The organism is Azohydromonas lata (genome assembly GCF_034427735.1).
GTDB lineage: Bacteria > Pseudomonadota > Gammaproteobacteria > Burkholderiales > Burkholderiaceae_C > Azohydromonas > Azohydromonas lata.
In genome coordinates this window covers 125,479-150,502 of sequence record NZ_JAXOJX010000001.1, presented here as the reverse complement: position 1 = coordinate 150,502, position 25,024 = coordinate 125,479, and the positions used below count along the sequence as shown (strand labels likewise).

The following is a 25,024-nucleotide window of genomic DNA, read 5'->3' as shown; positions in this document are numbered from 1 at the left end:
GCTGTGCGCGTTTCATCGATACGTCGGGTGGCCTTGCAACACGAGCCTGGCTAACACGGCCTTTGGTCGCATGAGCATTCAAGTCACGCAGCGGGCCGGTTGGCTGTCTGCGCTGGTGGGAGGCTTCGTTCGTGCAGATGCCTGCGGTGCATCCGAAGCACGCAGATCAGGCCAAGCGATGACAACATGGCTGCAACCAGGAACACCGATGGAAAGCCAAGGCCGGTAGCTACCAATCCCATCAGTGGGCCTGCCATCCCGACTGCAAGATCGAAGAACAGGGAAAGCGTACTCAGCGCTGAAGTTCGACTGGCTTCCGGAGTGCGTGCCAATGTCTCTACGCCCAGTCCCGGATAGACCCAGGAGACACCAAGACCGGTCAGCATGGCTCCCAGAACCGCTACCGCGGGCACAGGAGCCAGCCAGATCAGCAGCAGGCCGACGGTCTGGATGGCCATGCAGGCAGACACCACCCGATAGCCTCCGAAGCGCGGGACCACGTTGGGCGTCGAGAGTCGGGCCACGATGAAAGCGATGCCGAAACCCGTAAGGCAGTAGGCTGCATTGGCCCAACCCAGGCGGTCGAAGTACAGGGCGACGAACGCCGTGAGACTGCCGAATCCCACTGAACTGCACGCCAAGGCAAGGCCGTTCGGAAGGACGGAGAAAAAGATATTGCCAAACGGCAGCCGCTTTCCCGGTACCAGCGGAGCAGCCTGCTTGGTCAGCGCGTAGCCCAGTGCGGTGAGGCCCAGCACGGCCAAGGAAAGGCCAATCCCCGCCATACCGAAGTGCTGGTGCACGAGCACACCGACGGGCGCACCGACGGCCGTACCTCCATAGGAGGCAATTCCGTTCCAGGACATTACACGCGTGGCCTGTGAGGTGCCATGCAGGCCGATGGCCCATGTGCAGCACGGCGTGGAAATCAGAGCTGCGGACGCACCCTGGACCGCCCGCGCAGCAAGCAGCAGGCAAAGGCTCAGTGCCGGAGCATTGCTCAGCAACACCGCCAAGCCGGTAAGCCCTCCGGTCACGACCAGCCCGGTCAGGCCGCACAGCACTGCAGTCTTCGCCCCGAACCGGTCCGCAACGTTTCCAGCCAGTGGCCTGGACAGCAACGACACGATGTACTGTGTGCCGATCACAACGCCAACAAGCACGGAGCTGAAGTCCAGCTCCTTGAGCACGTAGCCCGGCAGCACGGCAAGCGGGAGTCCGTTGCATACGTACGATGCAAAATTGAAGCAGACCAACGCAACGATGGCCACAGCGATTGGACGGGACGGACGCGGTGATTCGCTCATGCACTCTTCAAGGGCGCTGGAGAAAGAGCGGACCGAATCCTGCCGCGCTTCGCCATTCATTGGTGATCGTCAGTGTCAGTGGATGGCCGGCCAATGACGATGGTGTGCGCATTGCTGCTGGGTTCAAGTTGACTTCGCGCCCACCGTCGCCGTAGATGAGCCCGCAGCCGACATGTCAATGCGTGTCGAGACACATGCCGCTCAGCATGCCAAGCCCGCCTGCTCATCAGGAACGCCGCCAGCGTCCGCGATAATATAAGACAGTTTTAGAAAAACTGTCTACTAAAGTGAACCTGTTTCTTGCGTTCTCCATGGCTGAGCCGGCCCGCCTTCCACCTCGGGCAGCCAACCTGTAGCAGGCGGCCAGATGGCTTGGCGCCCGTCGCTGCCAGCACGTATTGTTCGCTAGTGGGCGGCCCCAAGAGGGCCCGCGTTCGCTGCCCAAGATCGAGCTTGGTAGCCATGTCGCTTGGCTTGCAGGCGGAGCCTGTACTGCAGTTGTTCCCAGGGCCGTTGGCATCATCCACGTCCGTGAAGCATCGCAGCGGTCAGTCCGGACACCGCGCGCGCAGGCCCTGTGGTCCCAAGCGGCTGCTTGCCGGTTCGGCCTGCACTGCTCGGGCGAGTCCGCATCGGCCTTCTCGACCAGCCGGGGTAACGCTCGCGAGCGTGTTTTCAGGCCTCTTCGTCAATGGCCCCACGCACAGGCCGTCGCACTGGGCGGAGAGAACTCGCGGCTTGTAGGCCGCGCGACGTGGCTGCCAGATCGATGGCAGTACGTTAGGTCAAGTGGTGCCGACGCTGGCTTGCTGCCATGATGAGGTAGCGCTGATTACCGCGTACGGGAACTGCCACAGCCTGCACACCGACGCCTGCAACGAGTGGTTTATCGAGGTCGGTCGATAGCGGCTGTGAGCGAGCCATGGCAAGGCGGGAAGCTTGAGCCAGGGCACCTTCGTGACCGTGGCGCACTGTGCACCTTACGCATGAAGTGCCGACCAAACATGCAGTTTTCAATTTTTAAAGTAGACGAAAGGAACAACATGAAGCTTGAACGCATCGGTGTCATTGGAGCGGGCACCATGGGCAACGGCATCGCGCAGGTGTGCGCCGTGGCCGGGCTGCAGGTGGTGATGGTGGACATCTCGGACGAGGCGGTGCAGCGCGGCGTGAAGACGCTCGCCGGCAGCCTGGAGCGCCTGGTCAAGAAGGAAAAGCTCACGGCCGCGCAGAAGGACGAGGCCCTGGCCCGCGTGCAGGGCAGCACCGACTACGCGGCGCTCAAGGACGCGCAGATCGTCATCGAGGCCGCCACCGAGAACCCCGACCTGAAGCTGCGCATCCTGCGCCAGGTCGAGGGCATCGTCGGAGACGAGGCCGTGATCGCGTCCAACACCTCGTCCATCTCCATCACGCAGCTTGCTGCGGTGCTGAACAAGCCCGAGCGCTGCATCGGCATGCACTTCTTCAACCCGGTGCCGCTGATGGGGCTGCTGGAGCTGATCCGCGGCCTGCAGACCTCCGACGAGACGCACGCGCTGGCGTCGGCCTTCGCGCAGGCGGTGGGCAAGACGCCGGTGACGGTGAAGAACAGCCCCGGTTTCGTGGTCAACCGCATCCTGTGCCCGATGATCAACGAGGCCATCTTCGTGCTGCAGGAGGGCCTGGCCACGGCCGAGGACATCGACGCGGGCATGAAGCTGGGCTGCAACCATCCCATCGGCCCGCTGGCGCTGGCGGACCTGATCGGGCTGGACACCATGCTCAGCATCATGGAGGTGTTCCACGAGGGCTTCGGCGACACGAAGTACCGCCCCGCGCCGTTGCTGCGCGAGATGGTCCAGGCCGGCCGCTTGGGTCGAAAGAGCGGACGCGGCTTCTATAGCTACGACTGAAGGCGTGGCCCGACCGCGCACGGGTGAAACGCGTGGTCATGCCATTTCCATGGCACTGCCGAGACAAGATGCCCGAGAGTGGTGCTCTACAGGCTCGCCGTGCCATGCTCGACGCCATCCTCCGGTGCCCGCAGCCGCCGTTGAAGCTGCTGCGGTACACGCCGTCAGTCAGGGAACGGAAATGACAATGCGTGCTGAAGGAAACCGATCACGACAACGCCCGCATACGTCTTGTACCGCCATTAGATTGATGTCTATGCATCCAATTTCACATAAATATCATTGTAGTGGTTGCGTTAGCAACTACATTGGCAGCCACTACTGCTGCTCGTTCAGTGCTGAAACGTCGCTCTGGTCAAGCAATTGGCCAGCGTCACGCAACAGCGCATGTCGACCGCCATAGTTGTCCTGGGACAGCAACTTTATGAGCCGGAGCAGCCAGCCGCCGGCAGGCGTCTCGCACCGCGATGCCGCGCGCAGCCACAGCCCACAGGCTGCCTCCATCGCTTGTCCGATGTCGCCGTAGGAGTCGTCGACACGCTCGAAGAAGTCGGCATCGGCCTCGATGAACGTTTCGGCCAGTCCCAGCGCCGCGCTCGGACCCTTGGCAGTCAACTCGCGCTCAACCTGCTCCAGGTCCTACTGAAGGTTCCATGCTTGGCACGCGACCGTTCCAAGCGCCCGGAGAGAACATGAAAAAGCCATGCATTGCATGGCTTCTTCTTCATTCCTGCTCGGTGAACGTTCGGTGAACGTTCGTGGAGCTTGGGTCAACTCAGGTGCTTGCCCACCAAGCCCGTCATCTCGAACATCGTCACCTGGTCTTTGCCCATGACGGCCTTCAAGAGACCGTCGCAAAGGATGTTGCGCTTGTTCGCCGGGTTCTGCAGGTTGTACTGCTTGATGTAGTCCCAGATGCGCTTGGTGACTTCGGTGCGGGGCAATGGTTCGGCTCCGAAGATGGCAGCCAACGCTGGGTTGGGCTTCAAGGTCTTCATGAAAGCGCTGCTCTTCTGGGTCTCAACTTTTGCCACAAACGAATCCGTCTGTGCTGTTGGCGGACCGCGACGGTGCCTCAAAAACGACTGGCGTCCTACGGCTCGCTGCGGCCCTCATCTGGGAGTCCCGGCTTGCCCACGCGCGCTGCGCTCAAGGGCACAGCCACGCGAGCACAATCCGCGGGCGGCAACGTCGTCACAAGCCCTAAGTCCGGCTCAGGTGCAATGGCGACAAATGCATTCGGTCGGGGGTTAAGCCGAAAGCCCTCAAATGGAATGTTTCAAGCGGCCATGGCCGAGTCACCTCACTCATTGTTCAATTATATTTGACTTAAAATTTGGTAAGCATTCAAATAAGGACTATGTCTCGTGCTCCGAAGTTGACTCGCGAAATGCCCCCGGCCATCACGAAGACGCTCGCGGCGTTGGGCGCCAATCTGCGCCTGGCCCGCGAACGTCGTGGGATGACGATCCGCGACTTGGCAGCTCAACTCAATGCCTCGGTGCCCACCATCATCAGCCTTGAACGGGGCGAGGCCTCTGTGTCTATGGCCGTTTATGCTGCGGCCCTGCTCTTTTACGAACGGCTGGAGTGGCTGCCCGACCTCATGGATCCGCAGTTTGACCGGGAAGCGCTGCGCATTGAACTCGCCGGTATCCGCCCCAGAAGCCGTCGGTAAACACCCCAGAGCCTGAGCCATGCTGCCAAGCAGCCGCTTCTGGATGCACGAGTAAAGTAGTGGCGCAATACTCGCTCGACCACAAGCTGGGTTCTTGTTCACAGGGTCATCATGAATGGTTGGACCGTCTGCTTGGTTCAGGACTACGGGGGAATCACTTGGCAAAGCCTGACTGGCAAATGAAGCGTCGTGACAGCAGCCGTGACCGCGGCCGTGCGCAGTCCTCGCGCGCTCCGATGCGCGATGACGTCGTTTTGCAGATTGGGGCCAACGGCCGGTCGGAAGCGCCACGGCAAAGCAACTTCAAACCCCCTGTGCCCAAGCAAGGCGTCAACGGCGCTTTGCGTGCGGCCAATCTGAGGCTGTTGCTGGACAAGGCGCCGGTGCGCGAAGCCTTGGCGCTCGTGGCGGAAGTGCCCCTGGAGCGGCTGGAAGTCATGTCCAAAGGCGGCCTGTGTCCCGATGAGACCGCCTTCCATATCGAAAAGACCCTGAAGCTGCCGGGCAAGTGGCTCGATGGGCTTAACAGGGAGGTGCCCGAGCGCACCCTGGAGTTGTTGAAGCATCCGGAGAAAGCCGGTCTGAATGACGACGACGTTGATGACGAAGCAGCGTCCGTGCCGGCGGTCGCGGCCGCTGCTGCCCCATCTCGGTCCGCTAGCGCGACATCCGCCCTGCCTCAACCAATGCCGAGCACGACCAAGCCAGCTGTCAACGGTGCTTCGGCGCAGCACGGCCAAGTGGTCCCCATCGGCTCGGCAGCATCGGCCAAGGCGGCGCAGGGGACTCTTTCCCTCGTAGCGGACAACGCACCATCCATCGCTTCCGATGAAGACATGAAAGCCACCAGGACTCCAGCGGCCCAAGCAGCCAAGCCGACCACCGCTTCCGCGGCCGTGGAGCCGCGTCCGTCTGTGACTGCGGCCCGCTCGAAGTCCGCACCCAAAGCGGACCGCACTGCGCCAACGCCTGAACTGCGCCAGCGGAACTTGAGCCTTCTGCTCCAGGGCAAGGGCTCCAAGAGCGCCATGGCACGCGTCATCGGCATCAGTCAGCCGTACATGTCCACCATTGCCAATGGCGGAAAGGTCCTGGACCAGGACTTCTGCCGCAATATCGCGCAGGCGCTGGGCATGCCCGAGGACTGGTTCGAGGCGCCTCGCACGGTGGCAGACATCCCGGCCGTGGCCCTCCGGCGCCTGGCCCCCCTGCCGCGTGGCAAAGGGGCCGGCGCAGACACCACCTTGACCAGCGACACGGCGCCAGCCCAGGCCACTGAAGTGGATACGGCAGAAAGAGCGGCGCCCAAAGCCGGCTTGGCAGCGGCCCATCCCAGTGAGGCGGCCACCGCCGCGACCGGTACCACTGAAGAGAGGGCTGTGATCGCCAGCGTGCCCAGTGAGCAAACTGGGGTCCAGGAAAAGAACCCGGGCCGCCAATCTGCGCTCCAAGGCGACAACAAGCAGCGCGGCAACACCACTGGCCCGGCCTGGGACGCTGCCCGCATGGCTGCAGCGGCCCCGGTACAAGCTGACCTGCTCTCAACAGTGGAGCCAGAAGTTGGGCTATCGGCGCCAGCAGTTCCACCGGCGCCGCAAGCCGATGTCATCGCGGCTCCATCCAAAACCTCGAATCCTGAGCTACTGAAGGCTGCAGTCGCGGCCGCTGCTCCTCAGACCTTGCCTGCGGCGCGCGACATCGCGCTGGTATCTGCGCCGCCGTTGATCCTTGAAGGAGGGCTGGCGCCCATCACCGAGGCGCTCATCAAGATCCTGGCGTTGAAGGACCGGCAAGGCGCGCTCTCGGAAGACAAGGCCTTCGAATTGCTGGGAGCGGTGCGCGTGCTCTGAGTGGCTGCGGCCAATGCGCTGAGTACATCGCCCGCGCGCAGACCGCGTACGGCACCGGTGGAGCGTGAACAGGCGCCTCACCAAGACTCAAGATGGCGGACTGGTCCCCGGAGTACGCTTGGCACGACGCCGCCCTTCGCCGCTTCGACATTCGCGGCATGACTTGGCAGCAGCACCAGCACAGGAAAACCACCGAAGCATCAGCGCGATGCGGCGGCCCACTGCATCACGAGCGCGGGCTCAGCGCCGAAGCGCTCGCGCAGGGCAAAGATTTCGTGCCGGACTTGCCGCAGGCTCATTTCCCCACGGGAGGCACGACGTTCCAGATCAGCCATGGCTGAGAGGTATTCCGCGGGAGGCGCTTTGGCAGGCGGGCGAGAAAGCGAATTGCTATCCATGATCGGAGTCTGGTTGGAGAGGGTGACCGCGATGGCGCTCATCCAGCCAGATGGCCGATGAACGCTTCAACTACCGGTGTGAACCATGGTGACCATTCTCCTTGCCCAGACGCGGCCGTCCATCGCGGCAATCACGTAATCCCAAACCCTCGCCCGGTGTGGTGTGCGTCGCCCCAAGAAGTCGCAACGTTTTGGCCCGACATCTCAAGGTTTGCCTGCGAGCGGATCGACGATGTAGTCGATAGCGCCCGGCATCTCGGTGCAGCTGGTGCCGTCGCACGGCGGGTCGACCGCCGTGCGCACGCGGTCACCGCAGCCGCGGCAAGCAGCGTGCACCGCCCTGCTCACCTCATCACCGTGGGCATGGCACCACGGGCCGCAGCCGTGCCTGCAGTAAACCCTTCAGGGTTCTTGCACCAACCAGTGCGCGACGGTCTGCGCCAGCGCACGCTCTGCCTCGCTGCCATCGCAGCCAGCAGTTGGGGAAGCCAGATGCTGCTCAAGCGACCACCCCTCGGGGCGGCCGGCCTCCCACCAGGCCTTGGCAGCGGCGGCCAGCGCCAGCAACTGCGGCGACGCATCGCAAGCCTCATCACCACCGGCATTCGCGGCCGGGCCACGGGACGCCTTGGCGTTCGCAGGACCCGGGCCGAAGGCGAACTGCAACATCATCCCGACAGGGCTGGGTCGATTCACGGAAGCCCTTTCAAATCTCGTCCAACCCGGTCAATGTACCGCGCGCCTGCAACATCCGTAGAACGGGTCATGTTTTCCTGCGAGTGCAGCAGCGCAGCCGCCACAGACTGATGGATGCCACGTCGAGTCCCCTGCCCGCTGGGCCGTCCAAAAGAATCGAGCGCGTAAAAGGCAATAATCCTCGACTGTCACAACACCCGCGCACCCGTTGAGGGAGTAACACTGCCATGCCGACCAAGAAGATCGCCGCTGCCAAGAAGGCCGTCGCCACCAAGTCTGCTGCGAAGCAGGCAGCACCCGTTGCCAAGAAAGCGGCAGCGAAGAGCGCTGCGCAGCCGGTGGCTGCAGCCACGTTCCGCACCAAGATCGACGTGGCCAACCTCGCGGTCGGTGCCAAGACCGTCAAGCAACTTGCCCGCGCTTTTGCCAAGCTCGCGCAGACGCTGGCCAAGATGGACGAGAGCGGCGCCGTGAAGCTGGAGCAGCCGGTGACGGCCAAGGGCGCGCACCTGGCCACGACGGACGCCAAGGCCGCCAAGCGCTTTGGCATGGAAGAAGGCCGCGCGCCGCGGGGCGCCAAGACCGCCGCACCGGCGGTCAAGAAGGCCGCTGTGGCCGCAAAGGCTGCACAGACGCCGGCCCCGGCCCCGGCCCCGGCCCCGGCGAAGAAGGCTATCGCCAAGAAGGCGGCGGCCAAGAAGTCGCCCGCGCAGGCTACTGCCTCGGATGCGGGCCCGGTGACTGCTGCGGCTGACACCGCCACACCCGCTGCGAAGAAAGCCGCGGCCAAGAAAGCACCCGCCAAGAAGGCTGCTCGCAAGACCGCTGCTGCCAACGGATCGGCCAAGATCCAGCGCGCCGCTGGTGGTGAATCAGCCGCTGCGCCCGAGGCACCGCCGGCCACCGACACCCCGGGCGCTGAAGCGGCCGCATCCTGACGGCTACGACCATCCTGAGGGCGCACTACTCCACTGCCCTGCGGAACTCAGGTCACGGGGCAGGGAATCCCATGGGCGCACTGCTGAAGCCAGCACACAGGGGCGAATATCCCGGCATGGCAACGGCACAGGGAGAGCGGACATGAGACAGCTGCGCGTGACCGTCCCCGATGGCGTCGAGTTTGCGGACCTGCATCTGTCACGCGACGTGGAGCATGGCCGAGTGCGCTTCAGCATGGCGCCCATCGAGGCGATCTGCGAGGCCAGCGACCTGGATCTTGCAGAACTCGTGGAAGGACCACAGCCGCTCGTGGTGCTGCTGATTGCCGCCTGGTACCGCACGCACATCAACGAGGGCGGCGCACCGGACGCGGTGCAGGAAGATCTCATCGAGGAAGCGCGGCTGGAGATGGAAAGGGGTGGCGGCTTCGCTTACCCCCCAGGGCACGCCTGAGCCAGGCAGACGCGGTCAACTGCCGAGCCGCGGCGCCTCGGCCAAGCGCGCACGCACCGTCCACCTGGGTGTGACAAGGCCGCAACGAGGGCGCGGGCGCGGGCCGGACGGCTGGCAAAGTGCCACGCCATGTCTTCGACGTCCACGCCGAAGCCGCCAGCGCTGCTTCAGGCCTTCTATACCCGGCTGTCCTAGCGCTACGGTGCACCGGGCGTGCGCCTGCTGCGCATTCCCGGTCGCTGGATGGTGTTTCGCACGCTGAGCTGGCAGCGGGAATCGAGCGCGCGGTGATCTGCATCGAGCCGCCCCAGGACCACACCGTAGAGGACCTGATCGAGCTGGAATCCAGGGCGGCCCTCGTGGTCGGCGAGGACCACAATGCGACGCTGGCTGCGATGCACCTGGCTCAGAGGACGCCGCCCGGTGGGCGACGCGCAGGACGCGCCGTTGACGCCAGAGCTTGCCCTCTCGGTGTGGAACCTGGAACACCCGGTGGCGCTGACAGGCTTCATCGAGCTCGATCAAGCCGGCATACCCATGCGCATTGGCCTTCCTGACACCCTGCCCCGCTTCTGAAGCTCCAACGCAGCGAGGGCTGCTCGGGCGCGTGTTCACAGTGCACACCGTCTCACAAGGCATGGCCATTGCGAGGCCATTCCCGGGTGCTGGACAGACCCAGGGCGGCGCCGGATGGTAGTCGCTGCAACGCATTGCACTCCATGAATACCGCAGAGCCTTCGGCGCGCTCCTGCGTGTCGCCGGCGATGAGAGGCCGCCCAAAGCCGCTCGAACTCTTGCAATCTCAACGATCGACCCCATCTTGAAAGCCCGCTCTGACGCGAGATGACATGGCTGCACGTGAAACCGACACCAAAACGAAGATCTCCAATGACGGACTGCGCTACACGGCCAAGAAACCCGGTTCGATTTTTGGCTCCGTCACCATGGGCAGCGCCTCGGCCACCATGTCGTGTTTCAAGTGTGGTCAGCACCGCCCCGTGTCGGAACTGGTGACCAAGAAGATATTGGGGCGCAATCAAAAGGTCTGTGCCGGGAGCTGCCAGAGAAGAGCTTGAATCGCGGTGGCGGAGCCACGGCACGACAGCGGAGCCTCACCGCAAGCTGCGCGAGGTAGCCCATCTTTCATGCATTGACCGGCATCGCCCAAGAGCGCATCACGAACGGCGCTTCGAGCCTATCAGCTGCGCAGCGTGGCCGGCCAGCCGAGCACTGGCAGTTCGCCAAGGCACATGCGAAGTGCGGCTCCTGGCGGCCTGCGCGTGCGTGCCAGCGCTGCGACAACAAGCACCCGTGAAAATTGGCACCTTGCCTCGCCGCTTGCACGCTGATGACGATAACGATGACTGAAGAGGATGCCCGTTTACTGCGCGAAGCAGCGCCGCAGGCTGAAGCCCTGGGCAGCTTGACCCCCGCGCAGCTGGAGGTCATCGAACGCCGCAACTGGTTCCGGCTGCTGGCGCCGCGCTCGCTGGGTGGCATGGAGCTGGCGCTGCCGCAGGCCGTGCGGCTGGAAGAGGCCATTGCCGAGGCCGACGGCAGTTGCGGCTGGGTGGTGACGCTGTGCGCCGGCGCGGGCTGGTTTGCCGGCTTCGTGCCGCCGGCGCTGGCGCGCGAGGTGGTGGCCACGCCCGGCATGTGCCTGGCCGGCAGCGGCGCGCCTACCGGCGTGGCCGAGCGCACGGGCGAGGGCTGGCGCATCAGTGGCCGCTGGGGACACGCCACCGGCGCACCGCACGCCTCTCATTTCACTCTCAACGCCGTACTGCATGAAAACGGCCAGCCGCTGCCTGATGCATCCGGCACGCCGCGCGTGCGGGCTTTCATCGTGCCGGCCACTGGCGTGCAAGTGCGGCCGACCTGGCAATCCATCGGGCTGCGTGCCAGCGCCAGCCATGCCTTCGAGATCCGAGACCTGGTGGTGCCGCCTACGCACGCGTTCGACATCGCGCCCGCGGTGGCCACACACCCCGGCGCGCTCTACCGCTTCCCCTTCGACGCGCTGGCATACGTGACGCTGGCCGCGAACCTGGGCGGCATGGCGCGCGGCTTCCTGCGCAGGGCCACGCCGCTGGTGCTGGAACGCCGGGTCGGGCCCAACCAACAGCCCCTGGGCGCGCGACTGCAGGTGCGGGCCCAACTGCAGTCGTCCTTGCAGCAGCTTGATGGCGCACGCGGTGAGTGCCTGGAGTTGTTGGACGCAGCCTGGAGCCAGGTTGAGCGCGACGGCGGGCGCATCGACGAGAAGCCGCTGCGCGACGCGGCACTGGCCTGGGCGCGCACGGCGCGCGAGGCGGTGGATGGCGTTTACCCCTTGTGCGGCCTGTCCGCCGCCGATCCGCGCACGGAGCTCAACCGGGTCTGGCGCGACCTGCACACGGCCACGCAACACGCGATGCTGCTGTCGTAGCCCGGGGACGCATAGGCGGCCGATCGGCGACGCCATGAAGGCCAGTAAACCGCGTCCCACCCAGCTTTGGCCCTTTTCCTGCGCTGGCGGTGCCCTCACCGGCTACGCCAACTCCGCCAGCAAACCTACCTCGACGCAAGGTTCGTAAAGCTATTCTGTTGCGCCACCGTGGCCTTGTGCATCCGTTCCTTGCCGCGCGTCAATCAAGTTGAGAACCTCTCATCCACATCATCGCGCCACACATTGCCATCGCCTCTGATGCGTTGTCGCGCGATGCCAGGCGGCCACGCTCCGGTTTGACTTCCATCCTGGTCGTGGCAAACCGGTGCTCTGCCTGTTTCTTGTATGCCAATGCCGCTGGAGAGGAAATTTGAGCGGCTATTGCGCACGGCAAAGCTTCGGAACCCAATACAGAAGTCTTCGCGGTCGTTTCCGTTATGCGCCAGTTGCGCACGTTGGATCGGGCCCGATGCTTTCCCACAGGTAGCTGTCATACCTGGCGTCTCAAGGCGCGAAGTCAGCCATAGAGCACTGTGTCGCAACCGCGGCACGACGTAGTCCGCATCAAGCCGTGCCTGCCAAGGCACCCATGGCCAATGGAGCTGCCTCGACCGGGGCGCTTCTGAAGCTGCTGTCGTGAGGGTCGCACTTCACATGCCCAGACCGTGCTGTCAGGCGCGGTGCTGAGCGCCAGCATTTGCGGCATCACCTGCACGTGACGAGTTCACTGGCTGTCTTCGCAGACAGGCCAGTCGCCGCGCCTTCCCGCCTTGCGAGGAAGACGTCCAGCTCATGCGGCGGCACACCCAACCGACCGCATGCCTACGACGCCCCGCTGCGGGCGTCACCAACGAAGCGCACTTGATCCGCGTTGTGCTGCTCCCAGGAGCAGTTGCACGCGGCCGGCTCGCGCTTTTCATCCATCAAGCCTTACGGAGCCCGAGATGAGCAATCAAGATGATTTCGAAGCGCGAGTCCGTGAAGTGAAGGCGAGAGCCCACGGCCACTGGACGGGGATCTTGGTCGCCCTGGGGGTCGATCCGAAGATCCTGAACCGCAAGAACCAGCCGTGCCCCATGTGCGGCGGCACCGACAGGTTCCAGTACACGGACAAGTTCCAGGAAGGGAACTACTACTGCCGCTCCTGCGGCGCCGGCGGCGGGTTCAAGCTCGCTCAGCACATCCTTGGATTGAGGTTTGGCGAGGTGCTCGAACGCATCGAGCAGCAGGTCGGACGTCTGCCATCGAAGCCGGTCGGGCACAGCGGCCCGTCCGCGCAGCGGATGAAGCAGCTGTGCCAGCGGATTTGGCACGAGGCACGCCCCATCTCCGCCGGGGACGAGGTGGACCGGTATCTGCGCAATCGTGGCCTGATGCTGGAGCACTACCCGCGCACGCTGCGCTTCCATCCCGAATTGGGGTACTACAGGAAGGAAGGCAGCGGGAAGTCCGTGAAGGTCGCCACCTACCCGGCCATGCTGGGTTGTGTTCAAGGCCCTGACGGACACGGCATCACGCTGCACCGAACCTACCTCAGCGACGGTGCCAAAGCCTTGGGCGAAGAGTCCAAGAAGCTGCTGTCCAGCGGCATCGAGGGAGCAGCAGTACGGCTGCAGGAGCCAACCGACGAGCTCGGCATTACCGAAGGAGTCGAGAACGGCCTTGCCGTGCAGCTGGCCACCGGCAAGCCTGTCTGGGCCGCGCTCAACTGCGGGAACCTGGAGCGCATTTGGATTCCGGACACGGTTCGCCGGATCTGCATCTACGGCGACAACGACGCAGACGGCGGCTTCGAGGGACAGGCGAGCGCCTACGTGCTCGCACGACGGCTGACGCGCGAGTCGAAACGCCTGCACGACAAGGGCTTGTCCCGCGAAGTGCAAGTCTTCATCCCGCGGCGCAGTGGGACCGATTGGGCCAACGTCTGGTTCGCGAAGGTTGCGAGCCTGCGCCAGGCGGCATAAGCTTGGAGGGGTGGCGATAGCCGCCTCTTCTTCAGCGGGCCTGTCCATGCGGGCCCGGTGAAGAAGTGTCTCAACTGGTAGCTGCCATACCAGGCCGCTTCTGCGGCAAAGGTAGCCTCTACGCACAGGGCACACACGCCCTACACCCGCCAGGTGCGCCAATGCGCCTGGTCCAACCCCGCGGGGACGCGCTCCCCGAGGGGGATGCCGTCCCCGTTTTTCTTTGGAGTTCCAAATGAAGAACGGACGTACTCTTCTGCAGCTCGCCGAGGAACTGCAGCGCCAACTCGCCAGCAAGCGCGACATGATCGTCCCCACGGTATTGATGGATCATCAGACCCAGGGCGGTGAGACCAGCATCGCCATCACTGCTCCCGATGGCGTGCAGAGCTACAAAGCGACGGAGTTGTTCCGTCGGCAACTTGCAGACAAGCTGAAGATTCCCTTCGGTTACTTCGAGCGCATGCGCGCCACGCAGCCTGAGCTGCTGGACCGCAACGTGAACACGTGGCTCAAGAACGAGCCCGAACAGCGCATGGTGCGCACGCTCGACGGGCAGGCTCGCGCCTACTTGTCGGACCGGTATCGCCGGCTGGACAACTACGACTTGATGGAACACGTGCTGCCGATGCTCAGGGAACTGCCTGGCGCGCGCATCGAGTCCTGCGAGCTCACGCCGGTGCGGATGTACCTCAAGGTCATCACGCCCAATGTCGAGTACGAGATCCGGCGTGGCGACATCGTCCAGGCGGGCGTTGTCATCAGCAACAGCGAGGTCGGCCAGGGAACGCTCTCGGTCCAACCCTTGATCTACCGGCTCGTGTGCAGCAACGGGATGATCCTGCCCGATGCGGCGATGCGTAAGTCGCATGTCGGCCGTACTGCCGAAGCGTCCGAGAACGAGATCACTTTGTTCAAGGACGATACGCTGGAGGCCGAGGACAAGGCCTTCTTCCTGAAGGTCCGCGACGTGGTGCAGAGCGCCGTGTCGGAGGCCACGTTCACGCTGGCCGCGGAGAAGATGCGGCGCACGCTGGGCATCCAGCTCGGCGCCGATCCCGTCAAGACGGTGGAGAACCTGGGTGTTCGCTACCTGCTCAACGAGCAGGAGCGCACTGGCGTTCTGCGCCACCTCATCAGCGGCGGGGACCTCTCCGGCTACGGCCTGGTCAATGCTGTCACGGCGTTCGCCCAGGACGTCGACGACTACGACCGGTCGACCGAGCTGGAGGCGCTGGGCGGCAAGCTCATTGACCAGAAGGCCTCCGATTGGGAGGCATTGATGGCCAAGGTCCGGCCGCTCCCGCTGGCCGTTGCGGCCTGACCGGCCTGACCGGCCTAACCAAGTCAGTAGCTCGTAAGCCAACCAACAGGGCATCACCTCCACAGGGTGATGCCCTTTTCTTTTTACCGGATGAAAACACATTCATGCGTGTTGAACATCCGGATGCCGGAAGGCACAACACCGGCTTTGTGCACAGGTACGGCCCGCCTACACTCCGTGCCCGATTCGAGCACCTTCACCACTTTTCAATCAGAACCACTCATGGAACGCAGTACCAGGCCCGAGAATCTCAGCAGTTTTAAGACGGACGCCCTGGTAGCTTTGCTTGACAGGCACGGTATTCCAGAACGCCAGCGCGTCAACACGCTGGAAAAGGCGACAGGAATCTCGTATGGCGCTGCACGGCGCCGCATGACGGGAGAAACAGGGCTTGAAGTTGCCGAAGTGGTCAAGCTGGCAGCGTTCTTCAAGGAGCCTCTGTTCCCGCTCCTTGGAGCCCTGGTTGATGATGCCGGTCATCCTGCCACGGTGTGCATTGGCGGAATGCAAATACCATGTTGCATCTGGCCTGGTCCCTCATCTTCGGAGTCACCCCGACTGGGCCTCTTCGTTGCATATCGAGGCGAGTCTGACCACTGGATCGTCGTGCCGTCAACCGAGGCCGGCGACCGCGCTACTAACGAGGTTCGCCGTATCGTGTATGAGGCCAGTTCGCTGCCCCATATTGCCATCGTGTCGCGTGACGCGGCCTTCTGCTCTGCTGCCGTGCAAGCTCTGCGTGCGCGGGGTCTTGATCCAACCGTTCATCAAGGTGCGCAAGACCTTCACCATGCGATGCAAACGACGAATTTCGACGGGTTTGTGCTTGATGAAGCGGCCCTGCCAACAGAGTTGAGAGCCGTGCTTGATGAGGTACGCAGTCGCGGCGTTGCCACACCCATCATCGTACTCACGACTCCAAGCGAGGCAGACAGCGAACAAGAGCGAGCCCTTGCCGCTGTCGTTAGCAACTACCACGTCCAGCTCTACGACAAGCCGCCGCGCATGCTGCACCTGTGCAGCGCACTTGAATTAGGGTTGAGAACAGCAGCGCGTGGCCAAAGCTGAGGAACAAGGCGCGTTGGCCGTCAGCACTCCAATTTTGCCCCGTAAAACTGCTGTCTAGCTGACAAACTTTCGTCTAGCGAATTCTAGTTTTCGAAATTCGCAAATGTAAAGTTGCACCACTTGAATGAGTGGTGGCGTCTAATGTTGCTGGTCCCTACGCTTTGCTTCAGGTTGACGACGAACGGCGAAAGTCGACCCGATGTAGCAGTTCGACATCGAATCGGCCGCATCCCACCGCCCTGGCAGACCGGAAAGTCAACATGGATGTGATGACGGACATCAAGAGGCTGAATCTCTACAGCCTCATGTGCATGAGAGACATGGCACGTGCAGACATCGCCGAGGCCATTGTCCGGTTTGGAGTCCCCCGCGATGCTCTTCAGCGCATCGGAACCATGCCCCCGCAAAGTCTCCTGGACTTGGTTCACAAGGTCGGTGAGCAAAATCTTTTCAGACCGTGTGTCGATATAGCCGTGCTGCTCGACAAGACGGAGAACAGCTCAAACGCTATCGGTAGGCAGTTGACCCCTAGACAATCCTAAAAATTTGCAGGGAATGATCAAGCGACTTTAGGTCAGCGCTTGCACGTTTGTAGTTGGCTACAGAAGTTCAAGCACTGCCGCCCTCGACCGGTGACGTGCAGCGAAAGCCGGTCGACTTGGAACAACCCGTCCAGGTTGTTCTACCGCCTGTAAAGGCAGACCGGAGGTGCACCGTGACTGAACGAGTATTGAGTGATGTCGAGCAGGTCAATTTCACGATCCTGTGCCTTGTACGAGATGCCGCGCTTGCCAACATGGCGGATGCCATCACACGGTTCAAACTCAGTGCATCAGACTTGCAGCAGTTGTGCACCATGGGGCCTGAGGGCGTCCTCGCGCTTGTCCATGCAGCCGGCAATGAACTTCTTTTCCAACCGCGCCGCGATCTCACCGGATTGCTTGAAGTTCCTACAACTGTCCTCGGAATCATGTTGTCTGCGCAACGACAAGAGCCTGCTGTTGCTGCTGAACCTGCCTTGTAAGTCCCTCTCAAAGTCTTACGCTTCTGAGAGCAAGCGCCATGTGCAGGCTCACGACCTTGGAAACCGCAAAGGAGTGCCTGCAGCTTGGTGCTAGACCGCGTACCACACGATGGCTGACGGGATTGAGCAACAAGGCGGTCTTGCGTCTGACAGCCGAAGCAAACCTCGAAATCCCGCGTGGGAGGCCGCCATACAGCGAAGAGTTCTTCCACGGCGCCGCGCCGTCCGTCAAGGCGGAAATCTGCACGTTTGCCGGCAACTACGAATTCCTGGTCGAGCAGCAAGTCTTACCCGCGCTGGCGCTCATTGGTGCATACCGGCACTACTGCGCTGGCTGCCTCAAGCCCACGTTCACATTTGACCAGGCATTTTTCGTCGTTTCCTGCTTGAGTGGCTTGTGGGCAGCGCCAAGGCGCTCACTGTTCCTGCGTCCGTGCGGTGGTTGCGCAAGCCCGCACTTGGTAAGCAACCCCGACGTGCCGACCGCGTGGTGTCCTTTCTGCGAACCTCATGCGACCAAGACCCTGGCATTGCCGTTCCTTGAGCCGGTGGTCGCGGATCGCAGAAACCTCAGCATGCAGAGCGGTGTCGCCTCTGTCCTGGAGCAGCGCATACAGGCAATACGAATGCAGGATGAGTTGGAGCGCCTGGGCGCCAGCCAGCGGCACGTCCAGATCCTGACCGGCGCTTTGGCCGACAGCGACGGTGCTTGCTGCGACGCGCGAACGGGCCTTGGCAAGGAACTGCCTCTTGAGCGCTGGAGTCTGCAAGTCAAAACTTTAGACCGTGCCGTGTTTGCCGCCCTGGCTTGCACGTACCGCCGCGTCTCGGATGGCGGATGTGCCGTTGGGCAGGCGTTCGTGGCCGCATTTCGGCATATCTCTTCGTTGCCGGGCCCCACGCCTACGCGTCTTCGGTTTGACAAGGCTTTCAATGTCATAGCGGCCCTGGACGGCCTTTGGGGTGCGCAGCGCAGGTTGGAACTCGTGGAGTGCCCAAGTTGTCAATCGCGGCATCTGGTGAGCCTTCTGGAACCCGAGCCGGCTCACTGTCCGTTTTGCCAAGTCGCTCGCCGCCCAGAAGTCTTTGGCCTCAAGCGGCGCTGAGCAAGCAGCTTTCATCGGGATTACGGGTCCTAGAGACCTCGGCTCAAGTTGGGCAAAAACGGCGGGATTTTTCGTGGACCGTCACAGCCCTGCTGCCGATGATCGGTGCCGCAATTACCAGGCACCGACATGCCGATACGCGAGCTCCTTGCGCGAATGCCCTTTCCATGGCCCTCCGCCCGGGCGCCAGCACAGGCCGTCCGTGTAGAGCCACCTATCGAGCCTGCTTCTCCTGCAGCACCGCCCGGCGGTGGCAGTGCCTTGCATGTCCGTTCTGTGGACGAGTTGCTTGCTCCACACGCTGAACTGCTCGGGCGGCTGAAGCTCTGCTACGGCTGCGACCGCGCCACCTTCGTCGCCGACCTTCTCACCCCCGCACGGGCGTATGCGGCCTACGTCGGATCGCTCCCGGCGACTCCTGACAACTACTTCTGTGAGCCAGGCGGCCTGCTGCGCTTGGGGCTCGAAGTTGGATTCGTCGCGCTCCAAGCAACGGACGGCCACATCGTGTCCGGCCGTTCCACCATCTCGACCCGTCAGCAGCTCGAGCCGCGCTGGCGCCATGCCACGTTCCTCGCCGGCCTGTGCGCTGAAATGCATCGCACGTTGAGCCACGTCGTCGTCACCGACGAGCAAGGTGAGGAGTGGCCTGCCTATCTCAAACCGCTGTCGCAATGGTTGGCGGATCGAAGCCAGGCGCGGTACTTCGTGCGGTGGCCGGTCAATGCACAGGAATTTCCGGCGCTGGGACTTTGCGCGTTGTCTCAGGTCGTGCCGCCCGCGGTGCTGCAGCACCTCGCCTCAGGCAACAGCGTTGTCGTGCCGCAGCTGATCTCGACTCTGTCAGGCAGTCCCCTACTCAGGGAGCCCAACATGATGGCCGAGATAGTGCGGCGTTCCGCAGCCCTCGTCGTCGACCGGGATCTCATCGTCTGCGCCAGCCGCAGTGGCCGGCCTGTTCTGGGCACCCACGTTGAGCGCTATGTCCTGGACGTGATGCGACGGCTTGTGGTTTCCCATCAGGCATGGGTGCCCAACGGCGATCGATCGCGCGTCTGGCTCGGCCGTGAGGGGCTGTTCCTGGTGTGGCCCAACGCCGCCAATGAAATTCGCAAGGTCTTTGAAGACGACGAGACCCCCGGCATGCCAAAAACGGCGCAGGAGGTGCAGGAGGTCTTGCTGGCGTCATCCGTTGTAGAGCCGTTTGCCCTCGATCAGCCGCTATGGACCATCACACCTCCTACCGGTGGCCAGCCTCTACAGGCGCTCAAGCTCACCACGCCGGAAATCCTGCTGCCGGTGCACGCTCAGGGGCCGCGCGCCTTGACTTCGCCTTTGGTGCAACCCGCCCCAGCGCCGGTTGCTGCGGCCGCAGCTGCGGCTACTGCGCAACGGACGGCTACAGCAGCAGCCTCCCTTGCCACGAGCTCCACGCACGCATCGCCAGGCCAGCGCCCAAGCGTGAGCACCACTCAGGCACCCATCCCGCAGGGAAGCCGGCCCGCAAGCGTGCCCGTGGCCCAGCCGGCACCAGCAGTCCACCCTTCTGCACCGGCTGTTTCGGTCATGCAGTCCAAAGCTGCGTCGGCCTCGCCGCAGCAGTCGCAATCTGGGGCTGCCTGTCCTGTCACACTGGCCTCACCCGCTGCGCCGCCTGGCGCGTCGCCGGCGCAGAGTCCTTGCCAGACAGGTGCGGTGGCGCCGGAGGCTGTCCCCGCAATCGCACCGGACCCCCAGCTTTGGCTGCCGGGCATAGGGCCTGCACCAATGCAGGCGACAGCCTCCAACCCTGAGCCTCAGGCTGAACCTGCAGATACCGCGGCGCCAATGCCTGTTGGTGGACCTCTGCCGCAGATGCCTACCGCGGCCATGCCCGGCGTGCCCGCGGCCCAGCCGCCTGACGCCGAACCGGCCCCTGCGGGCGACAGCGCCTCGGCTGCGCCAGCGCCAGCACCGGGCCAGCCCGTAGCTCCCCCTGCACCACCGCCGCCAACTGCGTTTGCCCTGCAGGCCCCGATGCGCCTGAACCGCAAGGTCCGCGACGCGCTGGTGCTGGCTGTCGAGTCGCTCAACGGCGAACCCCGCGCGGCGTCCGCCATGACCATCCCAGCCGGTGTGTTCGTGCCGCTGAGCTTCCTTCGCTCGCAACGGGTGGAGGCGCCGGTGGCGCTTCGGGAGCTTGCCGAGAACGCCATGGTGGCGACCCGAACCGATGGGCGCGCTGTCACGGAGAAGCACGAGTTCGCCGGGGAGATGGAGCTTGGCGTCGTTCTCAAGCCGGCATTCATCAAGGGCTTGGACCCAGCCGATTTCACGGTCGAATGAGCGCAGGGAGCCGCAAAGATGTTCGCACGCAAGTTCGAGATGCCATGGCGGCCTGCCTACGAGATGTGGGCTGCGTGGGCGTGGTTTGCTGGCATGGCGGTCTTTACCTACATCGGCGTCAAAGGGAATCTGCGTGCCGACGCGGCGATGCCGCTGGCCATGGCCGCGATGGCCATGGCGATGCTCCGTGCCCACCAGAGCCTCGACATCCTGGTGAAGCGCGCGTCCTTGTCGGGTCGCGCAATGCAGGTGATCACCACCCGGCGGCTTGCGTCCTTCACCAGCGACCCGGAACAGGTGTTCCTCGGCTTCGGCTTTGAATGGCTGCCGGTGCATTCGCAGCGGCTCTACGAGCTGTCCAAAATCAACTACAAGGACTACTACGTTTCGCCGCTGCTGCTTCGCGCCCTCGGCTACACCGTCAAGCCTCAGCCCGACGGCGAGATTGGCGTGCCCTACATCCACGGTGTCGAGCTGCAGGAGCGGCCGTTGTACCGGCCGCTGCAAAACTTCATCGGCGGGCTGCTGCTGGTCGGTACAACACAGTCGGGCAAGGGTGTCGCGCTGTCTACGTTCCTGACGCAAGCCATCCGCCGCGGCGACATCGTCGTCTTCATCGATCCGAAGAATTCGGAGCGACTCAAACGCGTGGTGCGCCGCGCGTGCGCCGATTACCGGGAACCCGACACCTACATCGAGTGCCATCCCGCCTTTCCGGAGCGTGGCGTACGGCTCGACTTCCTCTTCAACTGGCAAAAGCCTACCGAGGTGGCTTCGCGGCTGCAGTCCATCATGCCGGTGGATACCGGTGGCGCCTTCGCAGCGTTTTCGTGGGACGCCGTCAACGTCGTGGTCCAGGGCGTCGTCTACATCGAGGACCGTCCCAACCTGATGAAGCTCACCCGCTACATCGAGGGCGGCATCGAGTCCCTGCTGGAGGCAGCCCTCGCTCGGTTCTACGACGAACACCTTGCCGCCAACTGGCGAGAGGCGCAGGACATGCGCGAGCTCGTGGGCGCAGCGAGCAAGGGTCAGATCAAGCGGCCCTCCGACGTCACGACGCCGCAGCTGCTGGCCTACGTCATCTACTACGAGCAGCGCATCCCGGAGCCCCAGCGCGAGAAGGTTATCGACTCCATGATCCGCGTGTTCCGGCACAACAGGGAGCACTACCAGAAGATCACCGCGAACCTGCTGCCGGTGCTGTCGATGCTCACGTCAGGCGACCTCGGTCGAACGCTGTCCCCCGACCCGTTCGACCTGGACGACAAGCGTCCCATCATGAACTTCGAGAAGATCGAGCGCGGCGGCCACGTCCTGGTGCTCTGCACCGATTCCCTTCCCGACCCGGCCGTGGCGTCCGCGATCGCCGCACTGGCGATAGCCGATCTGGCGGCACGCGCAGGCATGCGCTACAACCTCGGCATCAAGGCCAGGCTCACCCTGGTGGTCGACGAGATGGCCAACGTCATCAACCGGCCGCTCATCGAGATCTTGAACAAGGGCGCTGAGGGTGGCATCAACACCATCTGCGCCATGCAGACCCTCGGTGACCTGGCGGCGCGGCTGGGCTCTGTCGACGCGGCCCGCATGGCTCTCGGCAACCTCAACAACCTCATTGCACTGCGTTCCAAGGACCGGCCGACTCAGGACTTCGTGGCCGAGACGTTCGGCAAGACAGGTATCCACATGGTGCGCGTCGGCCTCAACGAAGGCGCCGACGCGCACGTTGGTGATTGGAGCTCCGGCCGCAGCGTCCAGCTTAGCGAGTCGATGGAGGACCGGGTACCGGTCGACATGCTGGGCAAGCTGCCTGACCTGCAGTACTTCGGCATGGTGGGAGCACGTCTGGTCAAAGGCCGCTTCACCATCCTCGACCCCGAAACTGAAGAGCTGGCCCAGGCTGCATAGCTGAAGTTCACCATGAACATCGTCCGGGCCGTGCTCATCGCGGGTTTGGTGGCGCTGGTCATCGCCGTGCTGGCCATCCCGGCCATGGTCCCTCCGGCGCGCTTCCTGCAGGTCGTCAAGGCGGAACATCAGATCAACCGCAGCTTCATCACGCAGCAGGCTTCTGACAGGGTCATGCTTCGCATGCTCGACATGCAAGACGCCGCTTCTGAAAAGGCCACACCAATTGCGCCGCCCGTGCGCCCGGCCGCAGCCAATGCCAGCAGCGTTCACATCGACACCGCGGTGGTCGGCCGCCTCGGCCAAGTCGGTGACCAGTTGCTGCGCAACGACTACATGAGGTCCCTCGACGGCATGCTGCTCCTCGTGATCTATCGGCTCAGCCTGGCCTTGGAATTCGTGCCTGTCGTCTTCGTCTTCATGCTGGTTGTATTCGTCGACGGGTCGGTGCTGCGCATGGTGCGCACACGACAGTTCGTGGCGCACTCGTCCGAAGCGGCGGGCATCAGCGCCGCAGGCGGCGTCGCGCTCGGCTGTGGGGCTGCGGTCATGCTGGTCATGCCGGTGGAGGTGCACCCCATGGTGTTCCTGGCAAGCAGTTTGTTGAGCCTGTTCGCGTTCAGCAGGTTCGTCGCCAACTACCACGTCATCAAATAGCCCGGCATGCCAGGTCACGGGCAATTTCGAGCCCTCTGATCTTTCGATTTTTCGGCGGGATTTTTTGTCGACACGGCGCACGCCGCTGCCTACCCTGACGTCTTGAACCGGCGACTCAGGGCGCTGAAAACCTCTAGGCAGGTGGTGATGCAACTGGCCCAAACAGCAACGCGAGGTAGGTCGATGCCTAAACAGATCGACGGTGCCGACCGTGCAGCCGACATTGTGCAAACCAGTCTGTGGCTGCGCGAGCACGAGTGGCTGTACTCGGTGATGAAGTCGCCGCGTAACACCTGCCCCAAGTTCCGGATACCAGATTTGCTCGCGGCATGCGTGACGTTGGCCTTCTCCTCTGACGTCTCGCAGCATCAACTCATCACCTATCTGCGCTCCGAGCTGCTGCTGCGGCAGCCGGAGAAGACGCGCCGATCCTGCGATATATGGAAGTCGCAATTTGACCTGTTGATGACCGCGCATCGGGATGACTGGAACCGCTTTCCGCACCCAATGTTCAACCTCGACCAGATCTGCACCGGCTGCGTTGCCGTCGTGATGACCATGGGCGACGCGCAGACGCAGGTGTTGAGCCAAGCCCGCCGCAACGTCGTCGCCCGCACCAGCAGCGCGGCCATCATCAGGAACTGAGAACCGTGAAGCGCGCTAACTTGCTCAAGCACCTGGGCTTCGCGGTGGCTCTTCTGCCTGTTGCGTGCCAAGCATGCTGGAACGAGGCCGCACAGCGCCACGGTGTGCCCGCGTCGCTGCTGTACGCGGTCGCCAGCGCTGAGTCCGACCTGCGGCCTGACGCGGTCAACAATGGGCATCGCAATCGCACCGGGACCTATGACATCGGTCTCATGCAGATCAACAGCGGCAACCTGTCCCGCCTCGCCGCGAAGGGCATCACCGAGAAGTCGCTCTACGACCCCTGCGTGAGCATCGACGTGGGCGCGTCCATCCTCGCCGAGAAGATCAAGGCTTATGGCCCGACGTGGGAAGCCGTGGGCGCCTACAACGCGGCATGCACGCAGCTGAAAGGGGCTGATTGCACCGCGGCCCGCAGCCGCTACGCATGGCGCGTGTACCGTCGGATGCCCGGCGTGAATGCGGCCAGCCAGCTCCAGCCGGGCTCTCGCAAGGGCACTCCGGCGTCCATGGCTGCCACCTCGCCTTCTGCCGGCCCTGCCGCGGCGACCAGGTTCATCATGTCCGTGAAGGTGTCGCAGTGAGCGCCGCGCCCACTTTCACAGTGGCCACCACCTGCCTCGCCGCCGGCGCGCTGCTGTTTACTGCCGGATGTGCGAGCGTTCATCCCGCGGCACACGCTCTCACGATGCCGCAACTCTCGACGGTACCGGTCAAGAGAGTGGTTCAAGTCGCATACGGTGCAGACGCAACGTTTGTCGTCTGCGTTGAACCAGCATGTCCCAAGGTCACGCCAAAGACGATTGCCCAGGAAGGCGCGGTCTCGGTTGGCGAAGGCGCGTCGAGCGCAATGGCAGCGCGCGGCCCGACCGGTGTGTCGGCGGCCGTGCCCCCTGCGCAGGTCGTCGTCACCTTTGCCTTGGGATCGTCCGGTCTGACGCCCGACGCCAAAGCTCGGCTCAAGGCGGCCCTTTCTCGATATGGGTCCGCCGGTCGAATCACGGTCGCTGGGCGGACAGACAACTCCGGCAGCGCAGCCGTGAACAAGGCTCTGGCACTTGCGCGCGCCGCCGCCGTTCGGGACTTTCTCTTGAAGCTACAGCCAGCGCTGCAAGGTGTCGTCCAAGTGGACGCGCAGGGCAACTGCTGCTTCACCGCGTCCAACGACAGCCAAAGTGGCCGTTCTCTGAACAGGCGCGTTGAAGTCAGTTTCTGGGGTGAAGGTGCGTGATGGATCACCCGGTCCTCAAGCCGCCTTCGCTCCTTCCTGGGGAATCGGAGCCGCGCGCGCAGCAATGCGCTCTGGCGCCCGAATCCCCTGCATCTCCGGGCAGGCGCCGGCCGCGGCCGGGGTGG

Annotated in this window: 24 protein-coding genes; 19 read left to right on the top strand and 5 right to left on the bottom strand. The window is 63.7% G+C overall.

Annotation, left to right across the window (positions count from 1 at the left end; translation table 11 throughout):
• Positions 1-83: 83 nt before the first annotated feature.
• Entirely contained in the window at positions 84-1,307 is a 1,224-nt protein-coding gene (locus tag SM757_RS00715; RefSeq protein ID WP_029000763.1) for an MFS transporter, read from the bottom strand.
• 1,043 nt (positions 1,308-2,350) lie between these two features.
• Between SM757_RS00715 and SM757_RS00710 the strand changes: the two genes are divergently transcribed.
• The gene (locus SM757_RS00710) at positions 2,351-3,202 is read left to right on the top strand and encodes a 3-hydroxybutyryl-CoA dehydrogenase (RefSeq protein WP_322464177.1); all 852 of its coding nucleotides are present in this window, start codon (positions 2,351-2,353) and stop codon (positions 3,200-3,202) included.
• Positions 3,203-3,520: 318 nt separating this feature from the next.
• Here the strand turns inward: SM757_RS00710 and SM757_RS00705 are convergent, their stop codons facing one another.
• Positions 3,521-3,817, bottom strand: coding sequence for a DUF6880 family protein (locus SM757_RS00705; RefSeq protein WP_322464176.1), 297 nt, complete (start codon positions 3,815-3,817; stop codon positions 3,521-3,523).
• A gap of 155 nt (positions 3,818-3,972) precedes the next feature.
• Positions 3,973-4,200 carry an SWIB/MDM2 domain-containing protein gene (locus SM757_RS00700; protein WP_322464175.1) on the bottom strand — a complete coding sequence of 76 codons (228 nt, stop codon included), beginning with the start codon at positions 4,198-4,200 and terminating at the stop codon, positions 3,973-3,975.
• 392 nt (positions 4,201-4,592) lie between these two features.
• Here SM757_RS00700 and SM757_RS00695 point away from each other — a divergent pair, with 392 nt between their 5' ends.
• Together SM757_RS00695 and SM757_RS00690 are read left to right on the top strand one after the other, a co-directional pair.
• Complete coding sequence (locus tag SM757_RS00695) at positions 4,593-4,880, top strand: helix-turn-helix domain-containing protein (RefSeq protein WP_322464174.1); 288 nt, start codon at positions 4,593-4,595, stop codon at positions 4,878-4,880.
• 179 nt (positions 4,881-5,059) lie between these two features.
• On the top strand, positions 5,060-6,730 hold the full coding sequence (locus SM757_RS00690; RefSeq protein WP_322464173.1) for a helix-turn-helix domain-containing protein: 1,671 nt from the start codon (positions 5,060-5,062) through the stop codon (positions 6,728-6,730).
• A gap of 200 nt (positions 6,731-6,930) precedes the next feature.
• On the opposite strand, the gene SM757_RS00685 is transcribed toward SM757_RS00690, so the two are convergent.
• Both SM757_RS00685 and SM757_RS00680 read right to left on the bottom strand, forming a co-directional pair.
• Positions 6,931-7,170: a hypothetical protein gene (locus SM757_RS00685; RefSeq protein ID WP_322464172.1), complete on the bottom strand. Its 240-nt coding sequence runs from the start codon at positions 7,168-7,170 to the stop codon at positions 6,931-6,933.
• 360 nt (positions 7,171-7,530) lie between these two features.
• The gene (locus tag SM757_RS00680; protein ID WP_322464171.1) at positions 7,531-7,824 is read right to left on the bottom strand and encodes a hypothetical protein; all 294 of its coding nucleotides are present in this window, start codon (positions 7,822-7,824) and stop codon (positions 7,531-7,533) included.
• A gap of 227 nt (positions 7,825-8,051) precedes the next feature.
• On the opposite strand from SM757_RS00680, the gene SM757_RS00675 reads away from it, so the two are divergent.
• The 16 genes from SM757_RS00675 to SM757_RS00600 all read left to right on the top strand — a co-directional run bounded on the left by SM757_RS00675 (position 8,052) and on the right by SM757_RS00600 (position 24,899).
• Positions 8,052-8,762 (top strand): histone, encoded by a 711-nt coding sequence (locus tag SM757_RS00675; protein ID WP_322464170.1) that lies wholly within the window; start codon positions 8,052-8,054, stop codon positions 8,760-8,762.
• A gap of 142 nt (positions 8,763-8,904) precedes the next feature.
• Positions 8,905-9,216, top strand: a complete 312-nt coding sequence (locus SM757_RS00670; protein ID WP_322464169.1) for a hypothetical protein — start codon at positions 8,905-8,907, stop codon at positions 9,214-9,216.
• A 423-nt stretch (positions 9,217-9,639) separates the two neighbouring features.
• Positions 9,640-9,792: a hypothetical protein gene (locus SM757_RS00665; RefSeq protein WP_322464168.1), complete on the top strand. Its 153-nt coding sequence runs from the start codon at positions 9,640-9,642 to the stop codon at positions 9,790-9,792.
• 272 nt (positions 9,793-10,064) lie between these two features.
• On the top strand, positions 10,065-10,292 hold the full coding sequence (locus SM757_RS00660; protein WP_322464167.1) for a hypothetical protein: 228 nt from the start codon (positions 10,065-10,067) through the stop codon (positions 10,290-10,292).
• A 284-nt stretch (positions 10,293-10,576) separates the two neighbouring features.
• Positions 10,577-11,644, top strand: coding sequence for an acyl-CoA dehydrogenase family protein (locus SM757_RS00655; RefSeq protein WP_322464166.1), 1,068 nt, complete (start codon positions 10,577-10,579; stop codon positions 11,642-11,644).
• A gap of 944 nt (positions 11,645-12,588) precedes the next feature.
• Positions 12,589-13,608: a DUF7146 domain-containing protein gene (locus SM757_RS00650; RefSeq protein WP_322464165.1), complete on the top strand. Its 1,020-nt coding sequence runs from the start codon at positions 12,589-12,591 to the stop codon at positions 13,606-13,608.
• 235 nt (positions 13,609-13,843) lie between these two features.
• Complete coding sequence (locus tag SM757_RS00645) at positions 13,844-14,932, top strand: DUF932 domain-containing protein (RefSeq protein ID WP_322464164.1); 1,089 nt, start codon at positions 13,844-13,846, stop codon at positions 14,930-14,932.
• Positions 14,933-15,154: 222 nt separating this feature from the next.
• The gene (locus tag SM757_RS00640) at positions 15,155-16,000 is read left to right on the top strand and encodes a helix-turn-helix domain-containing protein (protein WP_322464163.1); all 846 of its coding nucleotides are present in this window, start codon (positions 15,155-15,157) and stop codon (positions 15,998-16,000) included.
• A 715-nt stretch (positions 16,001-16,715) separates the two neighbouring features.
• Positions 16,716-17,024, top strand: a complete 309-nt coding sequence (locus SM757_RS00635; RefSeq protein ID WP_322464162.1) for a hypothetical protein — start codon at positions 16,716-16,718, stop codon at positions 17,022-17,024.
• A gap of 38 nt (positions 17,025-17,062) precedes the next feature.
• A complete protein-coding gene (locus tag SM757_RS00630; RefSeq protein ID WP_322464161.1) occupies positions 17,063-18,130 on the top strand; it encodes a FlhC family transcriptional regulator in 1,068 nt (355 codons plus the stop codon).
• Between the two features lie 276 nt (positions 18,131-18,406).
• On the top strand, positions 18,407-20,455 hold the full coding sequence (gene mobH / locus SM757_RS00625; RefSeq protein ID WP_322464160.1) for a MobH family relaxase: 2,049 nt from the start codon (positions 18,407-18,409) through the stop codon (positions 20,453-20,455).
• An 18-nt stretch (positions 20,456-20,473) separates the two neighbouring features.
• Positions 20,474-22,366, top strand: coding sequence for a conjugative transfer system coupling protein TraD (traD, locus tag SM757_RS00620; protein WP_322464159.1), 1,893 nt, complete (start codon positions 20,474-20,476; stop codon positions 22,364-22,366).
• Positions 22,367-22,378: 12 nt separating this feature from the next.
• Complete coding sequence (locus SM757_RS00615; RefSeq protein WP_322464158.1) at positions 22,379-23,023, top strand: DUF4400 domain-containing protein; 645 nt, start codon at positions 22,379-22,381, stop codon at positions 23,021-23,023.
• A gap of 183 nt (positions 23,024-23,206) precedes the next feature.
• On the top strand, positions 23,207-23,668 hold the full coding sequence (locus SM757_RS00610) for a hypothetical protein (protein WP_322464157.1): 462 nt from the start codon (positions 23,207-23,209) through the stop codon (positions 23,666-23,668).
• Positions 23,669-23,688: 20 nt separating this feature from the next.
• Positions 23,689-24,252: a lytic transglycosylase domain-containing protein gene (locus tag SM757_RS00605; protein ID WP_322464156.1), complete on the top strand. Its 564-nt coding sequence runs from the start codon at positions 23,689-23,691 to the stop codon at positions 24,250-24,252.
• Positions 24,249-24,899, top strand: a complete 651-nt coding sequence (locus SM757_RS00600; protein ID WP_322464155.1) for an OmpA family protein — start codon at positions 24,249-24,251, stop codon at positions 24,897-24,899. The genes SM757_RS00605 and SM757_RS00600 overlap by 4 nt, the downstream gene beginning before the upstream one ends.
• The last annotated feature ends 125 nt before the right edge of the window (positions 24,900-25,024 follow it).